This window comes from Streptomyces sp. HUAS ZL42, assembly GCF_040782645.1.
Classification (GTDB): domain Bacteria; phylum Actinomycetota; class Actinomycetes; order Streptomycetales; family Streptomycetaceae; genus Streptomyces.
Genome location: NZ_CP160403.1, coordinates 2027570 through 2047474, shown reverse-complemented (window position 1 = coordinate 2047474; position 19905 = coordinate 2027570). Strand labels below are relative to the sequence as shown.

Genomic DNA, 19905 nt, shown 5'->3' with positions numbered 1-19905 from the left:
CCAGATCATGACAGAAAAAATTGGCGTACTCGGCAAGAAGTCACCACAGCGCACCGGTGTGGAACGCGTGGTGAATGCCCCGCTTCCCACCGTGTACGGGAAATTCCAGGCGGTGGGCTACCTCGATCATGACCGCGGGGACGAACAAGTGGCCCTGGTCTACGGCGAAATCGGCACCGACGACGTCCTGACCCGGCTGCACTCGGAGTGCCTCACCGGTGACGCGTTCGGTTCCCAGCACTGCGAGTGCGGAGACCAGCTGGCCTCGGCGCTGCGTGCGGTCGTCGCCGAAGGACGCGGCATCGTCGTCTACTTGAGGGGACACGAGGGCCGGGGCATCGGCCTGCTGGCCAAGCTGCGGGCGATGGCCCTGCAGGCGGAGGGCCTGGACACCGTCGAGGCGAACCTCGCCCTCGGTCTGCCGGTCGACGCCCGCGACTACGGCGTCGCCGCGGAGATCCTTCGCGACCTGGGTGTTCAGTCCGTACGCCTGATGTCCAACAACCCGCGCAAGCGCGACGCGCTGCTGCAGAACGGCATCCAGGTCGCCGAGCAGGTCCCGCTGCTGATACCGCCGTGCGAGAGCAACATCACCTACCTCAGGACCAAGCGGGAGCGCCTCGACCACCACCTGCCCCATCTGGACGCGGTGGCGCACTGGTCCTGACCGCAGATCCGGTCTCCTCGCGGCCCGACGGGCTGCGAGGCGGCGGAGTCCTCCGTGACCCGTGGCCCTCGGGAGGTCACCTGCGTACGACGGAGCTCCATCTGTGGCTGCGCCACGAGATCCGCACCACCCGAGCGGCGCACCCCGATCGTGCCGTCCGACGCCCGGCGGCTCGTCGAGGCCGGAGCGGCACTGACCGTCGAGGACTCACCGCAGCGGATCTTCCCCGCAGAGGAATACCGCAGAGGAATACCGGGCGGCGGGCTGCCGGATCGCCCCCGCCGGCTCCCGGGTGTCGGCGCCGGAGGACGCCCCCGTCATCCTGGTGAAAAAGGTCCCGCCGAGCCCGGCGAACTCACGGACCGGCACGTCTACTTCGGGCACGCCTACAAGCAGCAGCCCGGAGTGGCCGTCCTGCTGCGGCGGTTCGCCGCCGGGGCAGGAGCCGACCTCGAGGCGAACGCGGAGGGGAGCGCGATGGCCCGCTGCGTCTCCCGCACGCTCGCCCCCGGCGTCCGCGAGATCCTCGACGGCGCCCTGCCCCCGGGGCTGAACCGCGCCGCCGAAACGGCGGAGCGGTCGGAGGACCGGCGCGGCGAAGTCGCCAAGGAGGGCATCCCGTTCACCCTGCGTGTCGACAGGTGACGGCTCAGTCGGACACCGACTCGTGGACGAGCTGCTTGAGTTCGGGCCACAGCTTCAGCGATCTCTTCGGCCGGACCTGCGTCATGAACTGAACCGTCAGATCGCGGCTCGGGTCCACCCAGAACGTCGTGGTCGCCACCCCGCTCCAGCCGTAGGTGCCGAGGCCGGAAGGGGCCTGGGTGCGCTCCGGGTCGATCACCACGGAGACGCCCAGGCCGAAGCCGACTCCCTCGTTGCCGGGTTCGTCGTGGGCGGGGCGGCTGCCGAAGGCCCGCAGGTCGGCGCCGCCGGGGAGATGGTTCCTGGTCATCAGCTCCACGGTCCGGGGCCTGAGCAGGCGGGTGCCGTCGAGTTCGCCGCGGCGTCGCAGCAGCTCCATGAAGCGGTGCATGTCGTGGGCGCTCGCCACCATGCCGCCGCTGCCGGACAGGAAACGGGGGCGGCCGTGCAGGGGCAGGCCGGCGATCGGCTCGATGCCGCCGTCCTCGGTCTCCCCGTACAGCTCGGAGAGCCGCTCGGCCTGCACGTCCGTCACACAGAACCCGGCGTCCGTCATGCCGAGCGGGCCGAAGATCCGCTCGGCGAAGAACACGTCGAGCGGCTGCCCGGAGACCACCTCGATGACCCGGCCGAGGACGTTGGTCGCCACCGAGTAGTTCCACTGCGTCCCCGGCTCGTACTGCAGCGGCAGCCTCGCGTACGCCTCGACGGTCTCGGCCAGGTCCGTGCCCGGCAGCACCGCGGACTCCAGACCCGCCGCGCGGTAGGCGGCGTCGACGGGATGGCAGTGGTAGAAGGCGAAGGTCAGGCCCGCGGTGTGGGTGAGCAGATGGCGGACCAGGATCGGCTGCTCGGCCGGGCGGGTTGTCATGGTGGTGCCGGAGCCGTCGACGTACACCCGGGCGTCCGCGAAGGACGGCAGATGACGGGCTACGGGATCGTCGAGCGACAGCCTGCCCTCCTCGACCAGCATCAGGGCGGCGACCGAGGTGACCGGCTTGGTCATGGAGTAGATGCGCCACAGGGTGTCCGGCTCGACGGGGAGCCCGGCCGCCACGTCGCGCCGGCCGTGCGTCGTGAGATGGGCGACCCGGCCGCCACGGGAGACCGCCACGAGGTAGCCCGGCAGGCGCCCTTCGTCGACATAGTGCGCGAAATGCTGGTCGAGGCGGTCCAGCGCCTTCCCATCCAGCCCGACCTCGCTCGGGTCGACGTCCTGTCGCAGCTGTGCCATTGCTCATCCTCCGTCGCGTCCATCGAGGTGCGACCGGCATACCCCGCCTGGACGACCTCAGACATCATCGTCGCGCAGGAACACCGAGGTGGACCCCGCCATCCCTGTCATTTGTGATCGCCGTGACACCGCGACCCGGCAGGGCGGCAGCCGCGGGTACGGCTGCCGCTGCCACCCCGGCCAGGACCAGCAGCGGTGAGCGGGCCCCGCCCAGGCCCATGAGGGTGCCGGCCGCGGCCACCCCCAGCACCGGACCGACGTTCAGCGCGGTCTGCTGCAGCCCGCCCGCCACCCCGGCCGACGCCACGGATGCCTGCCGTACGACGACATGGGTCGCCGCCACCATCACCGTGCCGAACCCGGCGCCCAGCAGCGCGAACCCGGCGCACAGCGCGACCCTGCCCGAGGCCCGGGCGAGCATCAGGACGCCGAGCGTGAGGACCACCGTCGCCGCAGTGGTCGTACGGCGGGCACCGACCCGGCGCAGCAGGACCGCGCACGCCGGAGCCGCGATCACCATCAGCGCGGGGAGCGGCAGGCTGAGCAGGGCGCTGTGGAAGGGGTCGAGGCCGAGTTCGTCCTGCAGGACGTAGATGCACGCGAACAGGGTGCCGTGCAGGGCGGCCGACGCGGCGACCAGGACGCCGAGCGCCGCGCCGACCGCGGGCGAGCCGACGACGTCCGGCGGCAGCAGCGGGCTCGCGGTACGCCGCTCGTGCCGGACGAGGGCGGCGCCGGCGACGGCGGCCACAGCCAGTCCGAGCCCGCCGGCCGGCAGCCGCCCCGACTCCGGCAGCGTGACGAGCGAGTGCACCAGGCAGGCCAGGGACACCGAGAGCAGCAGCGCGCCGGGTATGTCCAGCCGGGTCGCGGGAGCGGGCGGTCGCCGGGGCCCGCGGCCGGTGAGGGCGAGTGCGCCGAACACGAGGGCCGGTACGACATTGACGTAGAAGACGGCCCGCCAGCCGAAGCCGTTCACCAGTGCCCCGCCGACGACCGGCCCCGCGGCGGCCGCCACCCCGATGGCGGCGGTCCGTACGGCGATGGGCATCCGCAGCCGGTCGGGCGGGAACTCCGCGCGCAGCATCCCGAGCGTGGCCGGCTGCAACAGCGCGCCGAACACGCCCTGTACGACGCGCAGTCCGATCACCCAGCCGACGGTGGGGGACACCCCTATCCCCGCGGAGGCGGCTCCGAAGCCGAGCATGCCGACCGCGAAGGTGCGCCGGTGGCTGTAGCGGTCGCCGAATCGGCCGGCGAACACCAACAGGGCGGCCACCGCTGTGAGATAGGCCGTGCTTGTCCACTGGACCTGTGCGAAGGAGGCGTGCAGGTCGTGCCGGAGGGCGGGCTGGGCGACGGTGAGGACCGTGCCGTCCAGCGCGACGATCATCGCCCCGGCGACGCTGCCGGCGAGGGTGAGGGCACGGTTCACCGGTCGCCCGCGGGCCCGAGGTGCGCGTCCAGGGCGGCCCGCAGCAGCGGCTCGAAGTCCTCGGCCCGTGTGGCGAGTTGGAGACTTCCCCAGCCCCACAGCTGGGCGATGCCGTGCAGGTTCGCCCAGAGCGCGCCCGCCACGGCGTGGGTGTCCGCGTCGGGGCGGACCCGGCCGACCAGCTCGACGAGGACGGCGAAGAGCGGAAGGCTCGTGTTCCGAAGCCCCAAGTGACCGCTTTGCAGAAGATCATGACGGAACATCAGCTCGTACATGCCGCGATTGCCGAGGGCGAAGGTCAGATAGACCTCGCCCAGTGCCGTCAGCTGTGCGCGCGGACCTGCCGCCGTAGCGTCGAGGGCCGCCGTCGCACGGCCGGCCAGCTCGGCGAAGCCGCGGCGGGCGATGGCCGACAGCAGTTCCAGGTGGGTGGGGAAGTAGCGGCGGGGCGCTCCGTGCGAGACACCGGCGCGGCGGGCGATCTCCCGCAGGGTCAGCGCCTGGGCGCCCTCCCGGGCCACCAGCTCCACACCCACGTCGACCAGCCGGGTTCGCAGTTCGGGTTCGGTCACAGACAGTGTCTACCAGGCGGTAGTAGACAGTGTCTACCGAGTGGTGCCGCACGGGAATGCGCGGCCCGGTCGGGCGAGTTGATCGGGGTATGACTCAGGACGCGACCCAGAACGCACTGCTCGCGCTGCTCTCCGACGGCCGCAGCGGGGTGCTGGTCACCCTCAAGCGAGACGGTCGCCCCCAGCTGTCGAACGTCAGCCACCACTACTACCCGGAGGAGGGCGTCCTCCGGATCTCCGTCACGGACGACCGTGCCAAGACCCGGAACCTGCGCCGCGACCCCCGGGCGTCCTACCACGTGACCACCAACGACCGGTGGGCCTACACGGTCGCCGAGGGTACGGCCGAGCTGTCGCCCGTCGCAAAGGATCCGTACGACGAGACCGTCGAGGAGCTCGTCCGCCTGTACCGCGACGTCCTGGGCGAGCACCCCGACTGGGACGACTACCGGTCCGCCATGGTCCGCGACCGCCGCCTGGTGGTGCGGTTGCGGGTGGAGCGGGCGTACGGGATCCCGAAGGGCGCCAACGGGGGCTGACCGGGGAGACCGATGCGGACCGCGCACCCCGGCCGCCCCTGAAACCGGCCGGAGTGCGCGGAGGTCTCGTGCGTGCTGTTCTCTTCTGCTCGTTCCGGCCGATGTTCATGCGCGAAACGTCAGCTGTCAACGGGGCGAGTGCGGAGGGGCCGGTCCTCGCATCCGCATCGCCCGCCCGTCCCGCGACCTCGCGGCGGCCGAGCGCTTCTGGGGCCGAGGGCCTCGGCCTGAACGTCGTGCGGCGGGCCGAGGCCGGCCCCGAACCCGGCGAACACGACCTTCTGATGCTCGGCGGCCAGACGCCGACCGGCACCTGGAACTCGTCCACCACCCCGGCCGTCCCGTCGAGCCCCGGCCCACGGAGGAAGATCTGCTCGTCATCCACCTCGACGGCCCGGTGCCCGAGGAGTTGGTCGCCGGGCTCGAGCAGCAGGGCGGCAAGCGGGTGCGGTCGCCCGACCCCTACTGGAACGAGTGAGGTGTCACGATCGAGGACCCGGACGGGTACCGCCTGGTGCTGTGCACGCTTGCGTGGTCCAACTCGCAGAGCGTGGGGTTCCGGGTGGCTCCGCCGGGCGGGCACTGGCCCCCGGGCGTGATCAATGGGGCACATGGGCTGGTCCCACGTCGACGCGGGGCACGGCTGGCTGATTCTCACGTGACGACGTCGACGCGACGATCGCCGAACTCGGCGCCTCCGGGGTCGAGTTCACCCGGCGTGGCGCTGTACCGGCCGCGCCGTCCGCGGACGCAGGACGTGCCCGAGTCCCCGGGGCCCGCATGGCGTCCGGGGACTCGGGAGTCCGGTACGGGATCAGGCCGTCACCGTCTCCGGCTGTGCCGCCTCCCGATGCGAGCGCTCGCCCAGGCGCTCCGTCGGCACCTTGGCCGTCTCGCGGGCCGACAGGGCGGCGACGACCGGCGGGAGGCAGAGGGCCGCGGTGAAGAGGGCCACCGAGGACCAGTCGTCGCCGTTCGGGCCCGCGATCTCCGCGGCGAAGGTGACCGCGAAACCGGCCACCGCGAAGCCGATCTGCGTGCCGATCGCCATGCCGGACAGGCGGACCCGGGTCGAGAACATCTCGCCGTAGAAGGAGGGCCACACGCCGTTCGCGGCGCTGTAGACGACACCGAAGGTGATGATGCCGAGGAGCAGGGTCAGGGGGTACGAGCCCGTGGAGATCGACCACAGGTAGAGGAACATCATCACCGCGCTGCCGGCCGCGCCGATCAGGTACACCGGACGGCGGCCGATGCGGTCCGACAGCCTGGCCCACAGGGGGATGGCGGCGAGCGCGACCAGGTTGGCCAGGGCGCCCACCCACAGCATCGAGGAGCGGCTCATGCCGACGGCGTCGCTCGTCGCGTACGCCAGCGCCCACACCGTGAAGATCGTGGAGACGGAGGCGATCAGCGCACCCCCGATCACCCGCAGCACGTCCGCCCAGTGCTCACGCAGCAGCACCACGAGCGGCAGCTTCACGACGCCCTCGGAGGCGGCCTGCCGGGCGAACGCCGGCGTCTCCTCCAGTTTGCGGCGGATGACGAAACCGACGACGGCGACCGCGACGCTCATCCAGAAGGGGATGCGCCAGCCCCAGGAGAGCAACTGGTTCTCGGGGAGTGCGGCGACCGGGATGAAGACCAGCGTGGCGAGCAGCTGCCCGCCCTGGGTGCCGCTCAGGGTGAAGCTGGTGAAGAAGCCGCGCCGGTTGGGTGGCGCGTGTTCCAGGGTCATCGAGTTGGCGCTGGCCTGCTCGCCCGCCGCCGAGATGCCCTGCAGGACCCGGCAGGCCACCAGCAGCACCGGCGCGAGCCCGCCGACCTGTGCCCGGATGGGCAGGCAGCCGATGAGGAACGTCGACAGGCCCATCAGGATCAGCGTGAAGACCATGATCTTCTTCCGGCCGACCCGGTCGCCGAAGTGGCCGAGGAACAGCGCGCCGACCGGGCGGGCCGCGTACGCCACACCGAAGGTGGCCAGCGACAGCAGGGTCGCGGTGGCGGGGTCGGACTCGTCGAAGAAGACCTTCGGGAAGATCAGAGCGGCCGCGCTGCCGTAGATGAAGAAGTCGTAGTACTCCAGGGCGCTGCCGATCCAGGCGGCGGTGGCCGCCTTCTTCGGCTGGCCGGGCGGGGCGGTGGCGGACGAGGGGGACGCGGGGACGGACACGGCGTGCTCCTTCGGGGGAACTCCAACGTAGGCGGAGTGGGCGGGGATGGGGAGGGAGGTGCCGGATCTTCGGCTAATTAACCCACTGGATAGTTAGTCTCGGTGGGTAGGGATGTTGCGCCCACGTTTCCCGGGTGTCAAGGGGTGGCGCCGTGCCACCTCAGTCGGCGGCCCGCTCCGCCGTCAGGTAGGCGATCACCATGTCGCCGAGCATCGTGCGGTAGTGCGCGCGCTGCGCCGGGTCCACCAGGTCGCGGCCGAACAGCGCGCCGAAGGTGTGCCGGTTGGCCACCCGGAAGAAGCAGAACGAGCTGATCATCGCGTGCAGGTCGACCGCGTCGACATCCGCCGTGAACAGGCCCGATTTCTGCCCCGAGTCCAGGATCCGGCGGATCACGTCCAGGGCCGGCGAGCCGATCCTGCCGAGCTTCTCCGAGGCGGCGATGTGCTCGGCCCCGTGGATGTTCTCGATGCTGACCAGGCGGATGAAGTCGGGGTGCTGCTCGTGGTGGTCGAAGGTCAGCTCGGCCAGCCGCCGGATCGCCGCGACCGGGTCCAGGTGCTCGACGTCGAGCTCCTGCTCGGCCTCGCGGATCACGCCGTACGCCCGCTCCAGGACCGCCGTGAACAGCTGCTCCTTGCCGCCGAAGTAGTAGTAGATCATCCGCTTCGTGGTGCGGGTGCGGGCGGCGATGTCGTCGACCCGGGCTCCGTCGTAGCCGGCCCGGGCGAACTCCTGCGTGGCGACGTCGAGGATCTCGGCCTGGGTGCGGGCTGCGTCACGGATGCGCCCGCCGGGTCGTGCCGGTTCGTCGACGCTGGTCATCGGGTTCCTTCGGGCGAGGTGTCGGTGCCGCGATTGTAGGAGGTCGCGGGGGCGCATCTTCCCAATGCCCGCCTTCGCTGCTATGACTAACGTACTAGTTCGTACATTAACTCTCGCCCGGGAGGCCGCACGTGCCCAAGGACTCGTATCTCGTCGGACTGATCGGCTCCGGCATCGGCCCGTCGCTCAGCCCGGCGCTGCACGAGCGGGAGGCCGACCGCCAGGGCCTGCGCTACCTGTACCGGCTCATCGACATCGACACCCTCGGCGTCCCGCCCGAGGCGGTCGGCGACCTGGTGCGCGGCGCCCGCGAGCTGGGCTTCGACGGGCTCAACATCACCCACCCGTGCAAGCAGCTCGTCCTCGAGCACCTCGACGCGCTGGCCCCGCAGGCCGAGGCGTTGGGCGCGGTCAACACCGTCGTGTTCGAGGACGGCCGGGCCGTGGGACACAACACCGACGTCACCGGCTTCGCCGCCTCCTTCGCCCGCGGCCTGCCGGACGCCCCCCTGGAGCGGCTAGTGCAGCTGGGCGCTGGCGGAGCGGGCGCGGCCGTCGCCCACGCCATGCTCACCCTCGGCGCCGAGCGGGTCACCGTCGTCGACGCGCTGCCCGACCGGGCCGCCGACCTCGCCGCGTCCCTGAACCGCCACTTCGGCGCGGGCCGCGCCGCCCACGCGACCCGGGACCGGCTGGCGGAGCTGCTCACCGGCACCGACGGCATCGTGCACGCCACCCCGACCGGCATGGCCGCCCACCCCGGTCTGCCCTTCCCCGCCGATCTGCTCCACCCCGGCCTCTGGGTCGCCGAGGTGGTCTACCGCCCGCTGGAGACGGAGTTGCTGCGCACGGCTCGGGCGCTGGGCTGCGCCACCCTCGACGGTGGCGGCATGGCGGCCTTCCAGGCCGTCGACGCGTTCCGCCTGTTCACCGGGCGTGAGCCCGACAGCGCCCGGATGCTCGCGGACATCGCCGAGCTGACCGGTGCCGTGCCCGCACCGAAGTAGAGGAGCCCTCCGGATGCGCACGTCCATCGCCACCGTCTCCCTCAGCGGATCGCTCACCGAGAAGCTCACGGCGGCCGCCCGGGCCGGCTTCGACGGCGTCGAGATCTTCGAGAACGACCTGCTCGCCAGCCCGCTCACGCCCGAGGAGATCCGCACCCGCTGCGCCGACCTCGGCCTGGGCATCGACCTCTACCAGCCGATGCGGGACATCGAGGCCGTGCCCGCGGAGGAGTTCGCCCGCAATCTGCGTCGCGCACGGCACAAGTTCGAGCTGATGGGCAGGCTCGGCGCCAAGACCGTCCTCGTCTGCTCCAGCGTCCACCCGCTGGCCGAGGACGACGACGCGCTCGCCGCCGAGCAGCTGAGCCGGCTCGCCGACCTGGCCCAGGACTTCGGCATCCGCGTCGCCTACGAGGCGCTCGCCTGGGGCCGGCACGTCAGCACGTACGACCACGCCTGGCACATCGTCGACCAGGCCGGTCACCCCGCGCTCGGCACCTGCCTGGACAGCTTCCACATCCTCTCCCGCGGCTCCGACCCCAAGGGCATCGAGGAGATCCCGGGCGAGAAGATCTTCTTCCTCCAGCTCGCCGACGCCCCGCTGCTCGCGATGGACGTCCTGCAGTGGAGCCGCCACTACCGCTGCTTCCCGGGCCAGGGCGGCTTCGACGTCGCCGGGCTCGTCGGCCACGTGCTGCGCACGGGCTACGACGGTCCGCTCTCCCTCGAGGTCTTCAACGACGTCTTCCGTCAGGCGGAGGCCGGCCCGACCGCCGTGGACGCGCACCGCTCGCTGCTCGTGCTCCAGGAGACCGTCGGTCTCGTCGCCCCGCCCGCCGCCGTCGTCCCCACCGGCGTGGCCTTCGCCGAACTGGTCACCCCCGACACCGAGCCCGTCTCGGCGCTGCTCGCAGCGCTGGGCTTCACGCGTGCCGCCCGGCACCGCAGCAAGCCCGTCGACCTGTGGCAGCAGGGCGAGGCACGGATCCTCGTCAACACGGGGCCGGCCGCGCGCCGCGAAGGCGTCCAGCTCGCCGCCATCGGGCTGGAGTCACCGGACCCCGCCGGCGCGGCCCGCCGCGCCGAGGCGCTGCTGGCGCCCGTCCTGCCGCGCCGCCGCGCCCTCGAGGACGCCCCGCTCGACGCCGTGGCCGCCCCCGACGGCACGGAACTGTTCTTCTGCGCCACCGGCCGTCCCGAACTCCCCAACTGGCGCGCCGACTTCGTGGACGTCCCGCACACCCCCGCGGCCACGGACGTCCACCGCATCGACCACCTCGCCCTCACCCAGCCCTGGCACCACTTCGACGAGGCGACCCTCTTCCACCGCAGCGTCCTCGGGCTGCACGCACAGGAGAGCGTCGACGTGGCCGACCCGTACGGACTGCTGCGCAGCCGGCCCGTCACCAACGCCGACGGAAGCGTCCGTATCGCCCTCTCCGTCGGCGCGGCGCCCAGCGACGACACCGTCCATGCCCAGCACATCGCGCTGGTCACGGGCGACGTGGTCGCCGCGGCCCGCCGCTTCCGGGAGGGAGGCGGCCGGCTGCTGCCGGTGCCCGCGAACTACTACGACGACCTGGCCGCCCGGTACGACCTCACCGACGACGAGCTGGCGACCTACCGCGACCTCGGCATCCTCTACGACCGCGACGCACACGGTGTCTTCCGGCACTGCTACACGCGGACGGTCGGCCGGGTCTTCTTCGAGCTCGTCCAGCGCGACGGCTACCGCGGCTACGGCGCCCAGAACGCGCCGGTGCGGCTGGCAGCGCAGCACGCCGTGCGGGGAGTCACTGGCGGCTGACCATCCTGGTCACGCCGGTGACCACGGTCGTGGCCAGGATCCAGCCGGTGATGACGAGGACGTACGACAGCCACTGGTATCCCCCCTGCGGATCGAAGGCGCCCTCCTGCCCGAAGGAGATCACGGGCAGCAGCAGGTCGAGGGTGTAGAACACCGGGTTGAAGTCCGGTGCCTCGGCCGGCTTGAGCGCGGGCGGGTGGTGAAGACCGTAGGCGACCGAGCCGATCGCCAGCAGCGACAGCAGCCAGACCGCGGCGCGCAGGGGGCGGAAGCCGTAGCCGACCGTGGCGTCCTGGACGTGTCCCCACAGCCGGCCGAGCCACGGGAGCGTGGAGCGGTGCCGGCGCTGCTTGGCGAGCTGGACGAGACGCGCCGCGTGGTCGTCGCCGACGCGGCGGTAGGCGGCGGTCAACTGCTCGTAGCCGTGCGGGACATAACCGTCGCCGTCCCGTTCCAGCATCGGCAGCCGGCGCTCGGCGGGCTCGAGCGGGGTGAGCGTGGTGTAGACGAGGCTGCTGAACAGGACCTCATCCGGCACCACCGCCGGGTCCAGGAACAGCACGTCGATCTGGGCCCGGCGCAGATTGAGGTGGCCCTCCAAGGGCGGGCCCCCGCGCAGCCAGAGTTCCCCGATGGTGCAGCTGCTCGCCCTCAGCGCCGCGTCGCCGGGGTTCGACAGACGGGCGTACGACAGGTCGAACCGGCCCGCGATACGGGCGCCCCGCAGGCCCATCCAGCCGTCCGACTCCAGGCGCCGCATGAGGAGGTCGCCCTCCACGGCGAGGGTCTGTGCGTCGAGGACGGCGTTGCCCGGGTGGTGGAGCCGTGCGTCGTTGAGGTCGACCGATCCGGCGACGGTGGCGCCGTCGAGCCGTATCCCGCCGTGTGTGCGCAGCCCGGGCGCACACAGGTCGTCCTCGATGGTCACGTGGTTGAGCCGCAGGACCGGCCCGGACGAGGGCGGCGCGGTGAGCTCCGCCCGCTCGAGGAAGAGCACGCCGGATATCTGGGACCCGCCCAGATGCACGGGCCCGTCGAACCGGCAGCGGGTCAGCCGGAGGCTGCCGTCCACACGGGCCCGCGCGATCGACAGGCCGGGCAGCACGGAGTCGCGCAGGTTGAGGTAGGGCAGGTGGGCTCCGGAGAGGTCCGGGGCGTCGTCGAAGCGGCAGTGGCTCAGGTGGACGACGCTCTCGACCGTGGCGTATCTCAGGTCCAGCGTTCCGGTGATCCGCGCCCCTCTGATCTTGAGGGCCGCCACCTCACCGGGTTCCCGGGGGCCGTTGAGGAGCAGGGCCCGCAACACGGCTGCCCGTACGCTGCGTCGGGGACCCCACGCCTCACTCCGAGCCGCGTCGTCGTCGGCACTCTCACGGAAGTCCACCGCCGCGCCCGTCGCGAACGCCCGCCACACCCGCTCCTCGGCCGGTGTCAGATCGTTGATCTCCATCAGCCGCGACTCTGACCCGGCCGCTCGCCGGTGTCAACTCACCTCGGCCCGTTCGCGGTTGCCGCCTCGTCGCGGCTGCGGCTGCTCTGCTGCCGTGTCCGGCCCGTGGTCACGGCGGTGCGCGCGGCGGCCATGGTGGTGGTGGCGGAGCCGCACGCCCGGTTGGCGCGTTCGCGTCGTTCGAACCGAGAATTTCACTGCCGAGGGCCGTGCGGGTGCGGGGGCGCGCCGCTCGCCGTGGCCGTCGGGACGGTACGGTCCTTTGCTCTGCTGCCGTGTCCGGCCCGTGGTCACGGCGGTGCGTGCGGCGGCCATGGTGGTGGTGGCGGAGCCGCACGCCCGGTTGGCGCGTTCGCGTCGTTCGAACCGAGAATTTCACCGCCGAGGGCCGTGCGGGTGCGGGGGCGCGCCGCTCGCCGTGGCCGTCGGGACGGACGGTACGGGGTCCCTTGCTCTGCTGCCGTGCCCGGCCCCTGGTCACGGCGATGCGTGCGGCGGCCATGGTGGTGGTGGCGGAGCCGCACGCCCGGTTGGCGCGTTCGCGTCGTTCGAACCGAGAATTTCACCGCCGGGGGCTGTGCGGGTGCGGGGGCGCGCCGCTCGCTGTGGCCGTCGGGACGGTACGGTCCCTTGCTCTGCTGCCGGGGCCGAGGGCGCGGCGGAGGCGGTCGGGGCGGTCCTGCCCACAGACGGACAGCTGCGCGGTCGTCGCACTGCCGGGCCTCCCCGCCACCCGGTTTCGGTCACGGCCTCGTGTTCCACTCCGCGATCACGGGCCGCCCGTGCTCGGTCGACAGGCGGCTGACCGTGCCCGTCGCCAGCTGGAAGAGGCGGCCGTCCGCGGGTGTCAGGCCCAGTCGGCGTGCCGTCAGGACGCGGAGGACGTGGGCGTGGGCCACGAGGATCACATCGCCGCCGGGCAGGGCCGCGTCGACCCGGGACAGGACCCGGTCGGCGCGCAGTCCCACCTCGGCCGGTGATTCGCCGAGGTGGCCGTCCGGGCCGGGCGGTACGCCGTCGGTCCACAGGTCCCAGTCGGGGCGGGTGCGGTGGATCTCGACGGTGGTGACGCCTTCGTAGCCGCCGTAGTCCCACTCGTGCAGGTCGGGGTGGGGAACCACCCCGGTGAGACCCGCGAGTTCGGCGGTGCGGACCGCGCGGTGCAGCGGGCTGGTGAGTGCGAGAGAGAAGGGCCGGCCGGACAGGAGTGGAGCGAGGGACTTGGCCTGTTCCTCGCCGTGCCCCGTGAGGGGCAGGTCGGTGAAGCTGGTGTGCTGTCCCGACACGCTCCACTCCGTCTCGCCGTGGCGGACGAGCAGGAGGTCCCCCACGGCCGGACTACTCCTTCGACTCGACGGCGTGACCGCCGAACTGGTTGCGCAGGGCGGCGATCAGCTTCATCTGCGGGGAGTCGTCCTGGCGGGACGCGAACCGCGCGAAGAGCGAGGCGGTGATGGCGGGGAGCGGCACCGCGTGGTCGACGGCCGCCTCGACGGTCCACCGGCCCTCGCCGGAGTCCTGTGCGAAGCCCTTCAGCCTCTCCAGGTGCTCGTCCTCGTCGAGGGCGTTGACCGCGAGGTCGAGCAGCCAGGAGCGGATGACCGTACCGTCCTGCCAGGAGCGGAAGACCTCGCGGACGTTGTCCACGGAGTCGACCTTCTCCAGGAGCTCCCAGCCCTCGGCGTACGCCTGCATCATCGCGTACTCGATGCCGTTGTGGACCATCTTCGAGAAGTGCCCGGCGCCGACCTTGCCGGCGTGGACGTAGCCGTACGGCCCCTCCGGCTTGAGCGCCTCGAACACGGGCTGGAGCCGGTCGACGTGCTCCTTGTCGCCGCCGACCATCAGCGCGTAGCCGTTCTGCAGACCCCAGACGCCGCCGGAGACACCCGCGTCGACGAAGCCGATGCCCTTGGCACCCAGCTCCTCGGCGTGCTTCTCGTCGTCCGTCCAGCGGGAGTTGCCGCCGTCGACGACCGTGTCGCCGGGCGACAGGAGGTCCCCCAGTTCGTCGACCACGGACTGGGTGGGACCGCCCGCGGGGACCATCACCCACACCACGCGCGGGGCTTCGAGCTTGTCGACCATTTCGGCGAGGCTCGCCACGTCGGAGACTTCGGGGTTGCGGTCGTAGCCGACGACGGTGTGGCCGGCGCGGCGGATCCGCTCGCGCATGTTGCCGCCCATCTTGCCGAGACCGATGAGTCCGAGCTGCATGTCAGTTCACTTCCCAAGAGAGCGATAAGCGGCCACGAGGGCGGCGGTGGAAGGGTCGAGGCCGGGCACGTGGGCGCCCTCGGTGAGCGCGGGCTCGACGCGCTTGGCGAGGACCTTGCCCAGCTCCACGCCCCACTGGTCGAAGGAGTCGATGTTCCAGACGGCGCCCTGCACGAACACCTTGTGCTCGTACAGCGCGATTAGCTGGCCGAGGACCGACGGGGTCAGCTCGGTCGCGAGGATCGTGGTCGTCGGGTGGTTGCCCCTGAAGGTGCGGTGCGCGACCTGCTCCTCCGGCACGCCCTCCGCACGCACCTCGTCCGCGGTCTTGCCGAAGGCGAGTGCCTGACCCTGCGCGAACAGGTTGGCCATCAGCAGGTCGTGCTGCGCCTTGAGCTCGTCGCTCAGCTCGGCGACGGGCCGGGCGAAGCCGATCAGGTCGGCCGGGATCAGCTTGGTGCCCTGGTGGATCAACTGGTAGTAGGCGTGCTGGCCGTTGGTGCCGGGCGTGCCCCACACCACCGGGCCGGTCTGCCACTCCACGGGGAGTCCGTCGCGCTGCACCGACTTGCCGTTGGACTCCATGTCCAGCTGCTGGAGGTAGGCGGTGAACTTCGACAGGTAGTGGCTGTAGGGCAGTACGGCGTGCGACTGGGCGTCGAAGAAGTTGCCGTACCAGATGCCGAGCAGGCCCAGCAGGAGCGGCGCGTTGGCCTCGGCTGGGGCGTCGCGGAAGTGCTCGTCGACGATCCGGAAGCCGTCCAGCAACTCCCGGAAGCGGTCGGGGCCGATCGCGATCATCAGGGACAGGCCGATCGCCGAGTCGAACGAGTAGCGCCCGCCGACCCAGTCCCAGAACTCGAACATGTTGTCCGGGTCGATGCCGAACCCGGTGACCTTCTCGGCGTTCGTCGACAGGGCGACGAAGTGCCGGGCGACCGCCTTCTCGTCGACGAGGCCGCCGGGGCCGGTGAGCAGCCAGGAGCGGGCCGAGGTGGCGTTGGTGATCGTCTCGATGGTGGTGAAGGTCTTGGAGGCGACGATGAAGAGCGTCTCCGCCGGGTCCAGGTCCCGTACCGCCTCGTGGAGGTCGGCGCCGTCGACGTTCGAGACGAAGCGGAAGGTGAGGGAGCGGTCCGTGTACGCGCGCAGCGCCTCGTACGCCATCGCCGGGCCGAGGTCGGAGCCGCCGATGCCGATGTTGACGACGTTGCGGATCCGCCTGCCGGTGTGGCCGGTCCACTCGCCCGTGCGGACACGGCGGGCGAAGTCGCTCAGCTTGTCCAGCACGGCGTGCACCTTGGGCACGACGTTCTCGCCGTCGACCTCGATCACCGCGTCGCGCGGGGCGCGCAGCGCGGTGTGCAGCACGGCGCGGTCCTCGGTGATGTTGATCTTCTCGCCGCGGAACATGGCGTCGCGCAGTCCGAAAACGTCGGTGGCGACGGCCAGTTCGTGCAGCAGGGCGAGGGTCTCGTCGGTGACCAGGTGCTTGGAGTAGTCGATGCGCAGGTCGCCGACGCGCACGACGTACCGCTCCGCGCGTTCGGGATCCGCGGCGAACAGCTCTCGCAGATGCGCGCGCCACTCGGCGCGGTGGTCCTCCAGGGCGGTCCACTCGGGCCGCCGGGTGAGCTTGGGGGTGCCGGGCATGTCAGACGGTCTCCTCGGTGCGCAGGGGGGCGACCTCGCCGCGCAGGGCGACGGCGTACATCTCGTCCGCATCGAGGCGCCTGAGCTCCTCGGCGATGAGTTCGGAGGTGGAGCGGACCTTCAGGGCGAGGGTGCGCGACGGCTGGCCGGGCAGGGTCAGCGTGGCCAGCGGACCCTCGGGGCGGTCGATGACGATCTCGCCGTTCGCGGTGCCGAGGCGGACGGCGGTGACCACGGGACCCGCGGTGACGACACGGTCGACCTGCACGTTCAGCCGGGCCTCCAGCCAGCGCGCCAGGAGCTCGGCGGCCGGGTTCTCGGCCTCGGCCTCCACGGCCGCCGAGGTGATGTCCGTGCGGGCCTGGTCCAGGGCCGCGGCCAGCATCGAACGCCACGGGGTGAGCCGGGTCCAGGCGAGGTCGGTGTCGCCGGGGGCGTAGGAGTGGACCCGGGTCTCGAGCATCTCGAGCGGGCGCTCCACCGCGTACAGGTCGGTGATCCTGCGCTGCGCCAGCGCGCCCAGCGGGTCCTTCGAAGGCACGTCGGGCGCGTCCCCCGGCCACCACACGACGACCGGCGCGTCCGGCAGCAGCAGCGGCAGGACGACGGAGTCGGCGTGGTCGGACACCTCGCCGTAGGTCCGCAGGACGACCGTCTCACCGGTTCCCGCGTCGGCGCCCACCCGGACCTCGGCGTCGAGGTGCGACTGCGTGCGGTCGCGCGGGGTGCGGGCGTGCCGCTTGATGACGACCAGGGTGCGCGCCGGGTGCTCGTGCGAGGCCTCCTCGGCCGCCTTGATCGAGTCGTACGCGTTCTCCTCGTCCGTGACGATCACCATCGTCAGGACCATGCCCACGGCGGGAGTGCCGATGGCGCGGCGACCCTGCACGAGAGCCTTGTTGATCTTGCTTGCCGTGGTGTCGGTCAGGTCGATCTTCATGGCCTGCGCCAGCTCCGTCCGTCTCGTGCGAGCATCTCGTCGGCTTCCTCGGGTCCCCAGCTGCCCGACGCGTACTGCGCGGGCCTGCCGTGCGTCGCCCAGTGCTCCTCGATCGGGTCGAGGATCTTCCAGGACTCTTCCACTTCCTGGTGACGGGGGAACAAATTGGCGTCGCCGAGGAGTACGTCCAGAATGAGACGTTCGTACGCCTCGGGGCTGGACTCCGTGAACGACTCGCCGTAGGCGAAGTCCATCGTCACGTCCCGGATCTCCATCGAGGTGCCCGGCACCTTGGAGCCGAACCGGACCGTCATGCCCTCGTCGGGCTGGACCCGGATGACGACGGCGTTCTGGCCGAGCTCCTCGGTGGCGGTGGAGTCGAAGGGGGAGTGCGGGGCGCGCTGGAAGACGACCGCGATCTCCGTCACCCGGCGGCCCAGCCGCTTGCCGGTGCGCAGATAGAAGGGGACGCCCGCCCAGCGGCGGTTGTCGACGTTCAGCTTGACGGCGGCGTACGTGTCCGTCGTCGAGGCCGGGTCGATGCCGTCCTCCTCGAGGTAGCCGCGCACCCTCTCGCCGCCCTGCCAGGCGGCCGCGTACTGGCCGCGCACGGTGTGCCTGCCGATGTCGTCGGGCAGCTTCACGGCCTTGAGGACCTTCAGCTTCTCCATCAGCAGCGACGCCGCGTCGAAGGAGGCGGGCTCCTCCATCGCGGTGAGGGCCATCAGCTGAAGGAGATGGTTCTGGATGACGTCCCGGGCCGAGCCGATGCCGTCGTAGTAGCCGGCCCGGCCACCGATGCCGATGTCCTCGGCCATCGTGATCTGCACATGGTCGACGTACGAGCGGTTCCAGATCGGCTCGAACATCTGGTTCGCGAAGCGCAGCGCCAGTATGTTCTGGACGGTCTCCTTGCCCAGGTAGTGGTCGATGCGGAACACCTGGTCCGGCTCGAACACGTCGTGCACGATCGCGTTCAGCTCGCGGGCGCTCGCCAGGTCGTGGCCGAACGGCTTCTCGATGACCGCGCGCCGCCAGGAACCCACCGGCGCGTTCGCGAGGCCGTGCTTCTTCAGCTGCTGGACGACCTTCGGGAAGAACTTCGGCGGTACGGAGAGGTAGAAGGCGAAGTTGCCGCCGGTGCCGCGGGAGGCGTCGAGCTCCTCGACCGCTTCGCGCAGCTGCTTGAACGCCGTGTCGTCGTCGAAGTCGCCGGGGATGAACCGCATGCCCTCGGAGAGCTGCTGCCAGACCTCCTCGCGGAACTCCGTGCGCGCATGCTCGCGCACGGCGTCGTGCACGATCTGCGCGAAGTCCTCGTCCTCCCAGTCGCGCCGGGCGAAGCCGACGAGCGAGAAGCCCGGCGGCAGCAGGCCGCGGTTGGCGAGGTCGTAGACGGCCGGCATCAGCTTCTTGCGGGACAGGTCGCCGGTGACGCCGAAGATGACGAGCCCGGACGGGCCCGCGATCCGGGGGAGGCGGCGGTCGCGGGGGTCGCGGAGCGGGTTGGACCAGCCGAGGCCGGCAGCCGTCACCTCAGGGGCCGTCACTTCCGGGACCGAGTTCATTCCCCATCAACTCCCTTGCTGTCCAGTGCCTTCGTGACGGCGTCCAGCAGGCCCTGCCAGGCCACCTCGAACTTGGCGACGCCCTCGTCCTCCAGCTGCTGCACGACCTCGTCGTAGGAGATGCCGAGCTGTTCGACGGCCGCGAGGTCGGCGCGGGCCTGCACGTAGCCGCCGGTGACGGTGTCGCCGGTGATGACGCCGTGGTCCGCGGTCGCGTTCAAGGTGGCCTCGGGCATCGTGTTGACCGTGCCGGGCGCGACCAGGTCGTCGACGTAGAGCGTGTCCTTGTACGCCGGGTCCTTCACCCCGGTGGAGGCCCACAGCGGACGCTGCTTGTTGGCCCGGGCGGCGACGAGGGCGGTCCAGCGCTCACCGTGCCGTGTCGAATTGCCGGCGGAGCCGAACACCTCCTCGAACGCCTCGTAGGCGAGCCGCGCGTTGGCCAGGGCGGCCCTGCCCTTCAGCGCCACTGCCTCGTCCGTGCCGAGGACCGTCAGGCGCTTGTCGACCTCGGTGTCGACGCGGGAGACGAAGAAGGAGGCGACGGAGTGGACGGCTGAGAGGTCGAGGCCCTTTGCGAGGGCCTTCTCGAGGCCCGCCAGGTACGCCGCCATGACCTCGCGGTAGCGCTCCAGGGAGAAGATCAGCGTGACGTTGACGCTGATGCCGAGGCCGATGACCTCGGTGATCGCCGGGAGGCCGGCCTTCGTCGCCGGGATCTTGATCATGACGTTGGGGCGGTCGACCAGCCAGGTGAGCTGCTTGGCCTCGGCGACGGTCGCCCGGGTGTCGTGGGCCAGCCGCGGGTCCACCTCGATGGAGACCCGGCCGTCCCGGCCGCCCGTCGCGTCGTACACGGGCCGCAGGAGGTCGGCGGCGGCGCGGACGTCGGCGGTGGTCATCATCCGTACGGCCTCGTCGACCGTGACGCCCCGCACGGCCAGGTCGGCGAGTTGCTCCTCGTAGCCCTCGCCGGAGCCGATGGCGGCCTGGAAGATGGACGGGTTGGTGGTGACGCCCACCACGTGCCTGTTCCGCACGAGTTCGGCGAGGTTGCCGGACTCGATGCGCCTGCGCGACAGGTCGTCCAGCCAGATCGAGACGCCCTCGTCGGACAGGCGCTTGAGTACTCCCGCTGTCGCGGTCGCTTCGGTCACAGTGATCATCTTCTT

General features: G+C 71.5%; 16 protein-coding genes and 3 pseudogenes. 7 read left to right on the top strand and 12 right to left on the bottom strand.

Features of this window, described 5'->3' with window-relative positions:
- Positions 1-7: 7 nt before the first annotated feature.
- The 3 genes and pseudogenes from ribA to ABZO29_RS09455 all read left to right on the top strand — a co-directional run.
- Positions 8-667 carry a GTP cyclohydrolase II gene (ribA, locus tag ABZO29_RS09465; protein ID WP_367319692.1) on the top strand — a complete coding sequence of 220 codons (660 nt, stop codon included), beginning with the start codon at positions 8-10 and terminating at the stop codon, positions 665-667.
- A gap of 80 nt (positions 668-747) precedes the next feature.
- Positions 748-1123: pseudogene (locus ABZO29_RS09460) on the top strand (saccharopine dehydrogenase); the annotation flags it as partial.
- Positions 1115-1312: pseudogene (locus ABZO29_RS09455) on the top strand (saccharopine dehydrogenase); the annotation flags it as partial. The pseudogenes ABZO29_RS09460 and ABZO29_RS09455, both read left to right, overlap by 9 nt.
- 4 nt (positions 1313-1316) lie before the next feature.
- Here the strand turns inward: ABZO29_RS09455 and ABZO29_RS09450 are convergent.
- From ABZO29_RS09450 to ABZO29_RS09440, 3 genes are all read right to left on the bottom strand, one after another.
- On the bottom strand, positions 1317-2546 hold the full coding sequence (locus tag ABZO29_RS09450) for a serine hydrolase domain-containing protein (RefSeq protein WP_367319691.1): 1230 nt from the start codon (positions 2544-2546) through the stop codon (positions 1317-1319).
- A 64-nt stretch (positions 2547-2610) separates the two neighbouring features.
- Positions 2611-3981 (bottom strand): MFS transporter, encoded by a 1371-nt coding sequence (locus tag ABZO29_RS09445; RefSeq protein WP_367319690.1) that lies wholly within the window; start codon positions 3979-3981, stop codon positions 2611-2613.
- Positions 3978-4559, bottom strand: a complete 582-nt coding sequence (locus ABZO29_RS09440; RefSeq protein WP_367326090.1) for a TetR/AcrR family transcriptional regulator — start codon at positions 4557-4559, stop codon at positions 3978-3980. The genes ABZO29_RS09445 and ABZO29_RS09440 overlap by 4 nt, the downstream gene beginning before the upstream one ends.
- 83 nt (positions 4560-4642) lie before the next feature.
- Between ABZO29_RS09440 and ABZO29_RS09435 the strand changes: the two genes are divergently transcribed.
- Positions 4643-5092 carry a PPOX class F420-dependent oxidoreductase gene (locus ABZO29_RS09435; RefSeq protein WP_367319689.1) on the top strand — a complete coding sequence of 150 codons (450 nt, stop codon included), beginning with the start codon at positions 4643-4645 and terminating at the stop codon, positions 5090-5092.
- A gap of 160 nt (positions 5093-5252) precedes the next feature.
- Positions 5253-5636 (top strand): annotated as a pseudogene (locus ABZO29_RS09430) (VOC family protein); the annotation flags it as partial.
- Positions 5637-5906: 270 nt separating this feature from the next.
- Here the strand turns inward: ABZO29_RS09430 and ABZO29_RS09425 are convergent.
- Together ABZO29_RS09425 and ABZO29_RS09420 are read right to left on the bottom strand one after the other, a co-directional pair.
- Complete coding sequence (locus ABZO29_RS09425) at positions 5907-7265, bottom strand: MFS transporter (RefSeq protein WP_367319688.1); 1359 nt, start codon at positions 7263-7265, stop codon at positions 5907-5909.
- Positions 7266-7425: 160 nt separating this feature from the next.
- Positions 7426-8091, bottom strand: coding sequence for a TetR/AcrR family transcriptional regulator (locus tag ABZO29_RS09420; protein ID WP_367319687.1), 666 nt, complete (start codon positions 8089-8091; stop codon positions 7426-7428).
- 131 nt (positions 8092-8222) lie between these two features.
- Between ABZO29_RS09420 and ABZO29_RS09415 the strand changes: the two genes are divergently transcribed.
- Complete coding sequence (locus ABZO29_RS09415) at positions 8223-9098, top strand: shikimate dehydrogenase (protein ID WP_367319686.1); 876 nt, start codon at positions 8223-8225, stop codon at positions 9096-9098.
- Between the two features lie 13 nt (positions 9099-9111).
- Complete coding sequence (locus ABZO29_RS09410; RefSeq protein ID WP_367319685.1) at positions 9112-10905, top strand: bifunctional sugar phosphate isomerase/epimerase/4-hydroxyphenylpyruvate dioxygenase family protein; 1794 nt, start codon at positions 9112-9114, stop codon at positions 10903-10905.
- Here ABZO29_RS09410 and ABZO29_RS09405 read toward each other — a convergent pair.
- The 7 genes from ABZO29_RS09405 to tal all read right to left on the bottom strand — a co-directional run bounded on the left by ABZO29_RS09405 (position 10892) and on the right by tal (position 19899).
- Positions 10892-12355: a membrane-associated oxidoreductase gene (locus ABZO29_RS09405; RefSeq protein WP_367319684.1), complete on the bottom strand. Its 1464-nt coding sequence runs from the start codon at positions 12353-12355 to the stop codon at positions 10892-10894. The two genes, ABZO29_RS09410 and ABZO29_RS09405, sit on opposite strands and share 14 nt — an antisense overlap.
- A 743-nt stretch (positions 12356-13098) precedes the next feature.
- A complete protein-coding gene (locus ABZO29_RS09400) occupies positions 13099-13686 on the bottom strand; it encodes a histidine phosphatase family protein (RefSeq protein ID WP_367319683.1) in 588 nt (195 codons plus the stop codon).
- A gap of 7 nt (positions 13687-13693) precedes the next feature.
- Complete coding sequence (gene gnd, locus ABZO29_RS09395; RefSeq protein WP_367319682.1) at positions 13694-14572, bottom strand: phosphogluconate dehydrogenase (NAD(+)-dependent, decarboxylating); 879 nt, start codon at positions 14570-14572, stop codon at positions 13694-13696.
- 6 nt (positions 14573-14578) lie between these two features.
- Positions 14579-16225 carry a glucose-6-phosphate isomerase gene (gene pgi, locus ABZO29_RS09390; RefSeq protein WP_367319681.1) on the bottom strand — a complete coding sequence of 549 codons (1647 nt, stop codon included), beginning with the start codon at positions 16223-16225 and terminating at the stop codon, positions 14579-14581.
- A 1-nt stretch (position 16226) separates the two neighbouring features.
- Complete coding sequence (gene opcA, locus ABZO29_RS09385) at positions 16227-17165, bottom strand: glucose-6-phosphate dehydrogenase assembly protein OpcA (protein WP_367319680.1); 939 nt, start codon at positions 17163-17165, stop codon at positions 16227-16229.
- Positions 17162-18733 carry a glucose-6-phosphate dehydrogenase gene (gene zwf / locus ABZO29_RS09380; protein ID WP_367319679.1) on the bottom strand — a complete coding sequence of 524 codons (1572 nt, stop codon included), beginning with the start codon at positions 18731-18733 and terminating at the stop codon, positions 17162-17164. Before zwf ends, opcA begins: the two co-directional genes overlap by 4 nt.
- Positions 18730-19899, bottom strand: coding sequence for a transaldolase (gene tal, locus ABZO29_RS09375; RefSeq protein WP_367319678.1), 1170 nt, complete (start codon positions 19897-19899; stop codon positions 18730-18732). The genes zwf and tal overlap by 4 nt, the downstream gene beginning before the upstream one ends.
- Positions 19900-19905: the final 6 nt, after the last annotated feature.